The 3,298-nt window shown below is 34.1% G+C and carries 5 protein-coding genes; 3 read left to right on the top strand and 2 right to left on the bottom strand.

Annotated features, from left to right (window positions below; genetic code table 11):
* Positions 1 to 878: IS982 family transposase (locus EWM59_RS27220; protein WP_130019323.1), on the bottom strand; the 878-nt coding region annotated here is incomplete at its 3' end.
* 441 nt (positions 879 to 1,319) lie between these two features.
* Here EWM59_RS27220 and EWM59_RS27215 point away from each other — a divergent pair.
* From EWM59_RS27215 to EWM59_RS27205, 3 genes are read left to right on the top strand one after another with little or no spacing between them, the layout of a single operon-like run.
* Positions 1,320 to 1,952, top strand: a complete 633-nt coding sequence (locus EWM59_RS27215; RefSeq protein WP_130024347.1) for a peroxiredoxin — start codon at positions 1,320 to 1,322, stop codon at positions 1,950 to 1,952.
* An 11-nt stretch (positions 1,953 to 1,963) separates the two neighbouring features.
* The gene (locus EWM59_RS27210; protein WP_130024346.1) at positions 1,964 to 2,278 is read left to right on the top strand and encodes a thioredoxin family protein; all 315 of its coding nucleotides are present in this window, start codon (positions 1,964 to 1,966) and stop codon (positions 2,276 to 2,278) included.
* Positions 2,259 to 2,516: a DUF6952 family protein gene (locus EWM59_RS27205; protein ID WP_130024345.1), complete on the top strand. Its 258-nt coding sequence runs from the start codon at positions 2,259 to 2,261 to the stop codon at positions 2,514 to 2,516. Before EWM59_RS27210 ends, EWM59_RS27205 begins: the two co-directional genes overlap by 20 nt.
* A gap of 335 nt (positions 2,517 to 2,851) precedes the next feature.
* Here EWM59_RS27205 and EWM59_RS27200 read toward each other — a convergent pair.
* A partial coding sequence (locus EWM59_RS27200) for a transposase (protein ID WP_130024253.1) occupies positions 2,852 to 3,298 on the bottom strand: 447 nt, incomplete at its 5' end.

Here is a 3,298-nt window from a genome sequence, read left to right as displayed (position 1 = left end):
TATTTAATGATGAAAGTAGCTGGTTTAGTCTCATAAAAGCAATATGCAATTAGTCCACCAAAAGTATGAGCCATAGCATTGATAGGATTTCTATGTCTGGTATGATCTATGTCAAAAACAGTCATTAGAATGTCATTGACAGATTCTATCAAAGCCCGTTTTTTTAGGTTGATTTTGTCTTTTATTTTCATCAGTTTATTTTTCATATTTTTTCTGACTTTAGTAATCAATAAAAGCCCTCTGAGATAGTATTGTTCAAAGAGTTTAGTTAGATATCCTTTATCACCAAAGCATTGTCCTTTTAGACCATCAAACATATAATTCATAAGTCTGTCATCATTATCAGAGATATTGGCTGGTGTAAGGGCGAAATTAATAATTTGACCTAATTCATTGATTATCAGGTGGGTTTTTAGTCCATAGAACCAACCAGTAGAAGATTTTCCACGACCAGCAAACCCTACAAAGACTTTATTTGAATGAATTCGTCTATTATCACAAACGGGCATTTTCTTACTATCAATAAAATAATTACCCGTCCTAATAGAAAACAAAGAAAGGTATTTTAAGAACATTTGTAATCTCAGAGTCTGATAGGGAATTAATTCAATAAAACGATTATATGAAGGTATTTTAGGGAAATCTTTCACTAAAACATTCCTTACTAAATCTTGATAATAGTACTGAAAGCATTTATATCCTGAATAATGATAGAATATAATAAGTGTCAAAATTTCACTATCACTTAAGGTACTTAAGGGTTGGTTTTGGTTTGCAGGTACCCCCCTTTTTGCTAACCAATTATCAAATAATTGACAGAAATCATCGCATCTCACAAAGATTTCAATTAGCTTATTTTCATTATATTGCATAAGAATTGGGGTGATTTTTGAGGTTTATGGACGGGAATTCATAAATTTCTCATTTTTACTCCAATTCTTATTATAACTAATTGAAATACAATATTTTAACCATCGAACTCACGTTAGTTTAAAAATATATCTTATAGGTTTAAAAGATATTTATAAGGCTTATGTTGTACATTGTCTTTTTGCTATAGAAAGACTCTTTACAAAATCCCAATCTAATAAAAACCCAATTTCTAACTCCTTTCTTTTTCCAATCAAAATTGCACTATTACCCTATTTCTGCCAACTGTCGTATTTTGTTTATTCCATAAAATATAGCTTTGCAGCACTTTTGGACAATTAAAAGAACTTAATAGAACATTCAAATAATACGCAGAGCAATACAGATTTTTTGTATTTTTTTGTGTTGGTTTTCTTATAAACACACTCAATAAATAGTATAATAATACAATGGCGTTAGTAGGTAAAAAATATCCGCACATTAATACAGGTGCTGTAATCGACGGTGAAGAAATCGTTGAAAACTTCAGTTTAGACCAATATTTAGGTAAAAAGTATGTCATTTTATTCTTCTATCCGAAAGATTTCACTTTCGTTTGTCCGACTGAATTACATGCTTTTCAGGAAAAATTAAGGGAGTTTGAAAAAAGAGGTGCCGTAGTAGTTGGTTGCTCAACAGATACAGAAGAAACACATTTAGCCTGGTTAAATACACCAAAAGAGCAAGGTGGTATCCAGGGCATCACCTATCCGATTATTGCTGATACTTCTAAAACTGTTTCGCTCAATTGTGGCGTTTTAGGTGGTGAGTATGTATTCAACAACGAAACCAGAACATGGTCGTTTGTGGGTAATCCGGTGGCCTTCCGTGGTACATTTCTGATTGATAAAGAAGGGATTGTTCGTCATGAGTCAATCAATGATTTACCATTAGGACGTAATATCGATGAGTATCTTCGCTTATTAGATGCACAATTGCATGTAGAAAAATTCGGCGAGGTTTGTCCTGCCAACTGGGAAGAGGGCGAGGCCGCTATGGAAGCTACTAATGCAGGTGTAGCTAATTATTTTTCACAAAATTAATCATTACCTATATGTTGATTGAATTAGCAGAAGATAATCTGGCCGATGTAGTAGCACAAAATGAAACAGTAATGGTACAATTTTCGGCTTCATGGTGTGGCAATTGCAGACTGATGAAACCTAAATTCAAAAGATTGTCGAACGACAACGAAAGCACCGCTTTTGTGATTGTAGATGCCGAAAAATTTCCGCTATCAAGAAAATTAGCTTCGGTAAACAATTTACCAACTTTTGCCAGCTTTAAAGGCGGACAATTGGTAAATCAGGTACAGACCAATAAAGAAGAACAATTAAAATCTTTAATAGATGAAATTACCCTTAATTAGACAAATTCAGCGTACTTCTTCAGTAGCTGAAATCGAGGCTGCTATTAAAGTGTTGGAGAATATTTCTGAAACACCTTCTTTGAAAGATGAAGAAGTAGATGTGATTGGAGAGTTAATTTCCAATTTCTGCGGAGCCTTAGAGGTACATCAGTTAATAGCCGAAGGTATGCCGGAAAAAGATGCCGCTAATACCTTTATGAAGAAAGTAATTGGTTCAATTGATAGAGTAACCGCTTAATGTCGCACTCGCTTCATCGACAAAAGAGGCTGTCTTCTATGTTGAAAAACAAGCTTCGAGTTGATTTTTTTTGGTTTATTTAAATAATAGGCAATAGTTGTTATTGTTCTGTTGGAATGTGGGTAAGCTGCAAGCTTATCCATATTTCAACAGAACTTTTTTTAACTATAAACCAATCTTCTATGAGTGAACATCTCCAATGGAGAGTCACAAGTTAGCTATTATGTTATATAGGTGTGGGACGCAAACTCAAAATAGTGAACACTCTTTATTAGAGGTCACAGACGGCCTCAAGCGTTACCCCACCTGATAATGGTTTAATAGATATATGTTCTCTACAGACCCTGATTGATTCGATAGGGTTCTTTATTCTTTAGTACAAATCGAATTCTGTTCAGTAATTTTCTGGCTACCTTGACGATAGCTTTATTAGGTTCCATCTTTTTGATGGCAGCCTTATAAGCCAATAACAAGGAGGCATCATATCTGATACACATCCAACTGACCTCCACAAGGATATATTTCAAATATACATTCCCTCTTTTAGTAATTCTTCCCACTCTTTTGGTTTCTCCACTGTCATGACTATTAGGAATCAGTCCTACATAAGCTGACAGTTCTTTTATACTCACAAAACGGTTTATATCTGCTATTTCAGTTAAGAGAATCATACTTGTCAAGGTACCTATTCCTGGAATAGTCTTCAGAAGTTCAGCATCAGTTTTATATCTGGGTTGCTCTGACAGCTCTTTGATTTGTTTCTTTAAGATGGCTGATTGTTG

Source organism: Emticicia agri (assembly GCF_004168285.1).
GTDB classification, from domain to species: Bacteria; Bacteroidota; Bacteroidia; order Cytophagales; family Spirosomataceae; genus Emticicia; species Emticicia agri.
The sequence above is the reverse complement of the archived record's forward strand: the minus strand, read 5'-3'. Positions and strand labels throughout refer to the sequence as shown.

What these genes read in the sequence shown, in the direction of transcription:
- EWM59_RS27215 (WP_130024347.1), top strand. Translation starts at nt 1,320, where the DNA reads ATGGCGTTAGTAGGTAAAAAATATCCGCACATTAATACAGGTGCTGTA.
- EWM59_RS27210 (WP_130024346.1), top strand. Translation starts at nt 1,964, where the DNA reads ATGTTGATTGAATTAGCAGAAGATAATCTGGCCGATGTAGTAGCACAA.
- EWM59_RS27205 (WP_130024345.1), top strand. Translation starts at nt 2,259, where the DNA reads ATGAAATTACCCTTAATTAGACAAATTCAGCGTACTTCTTCAGTAGCT.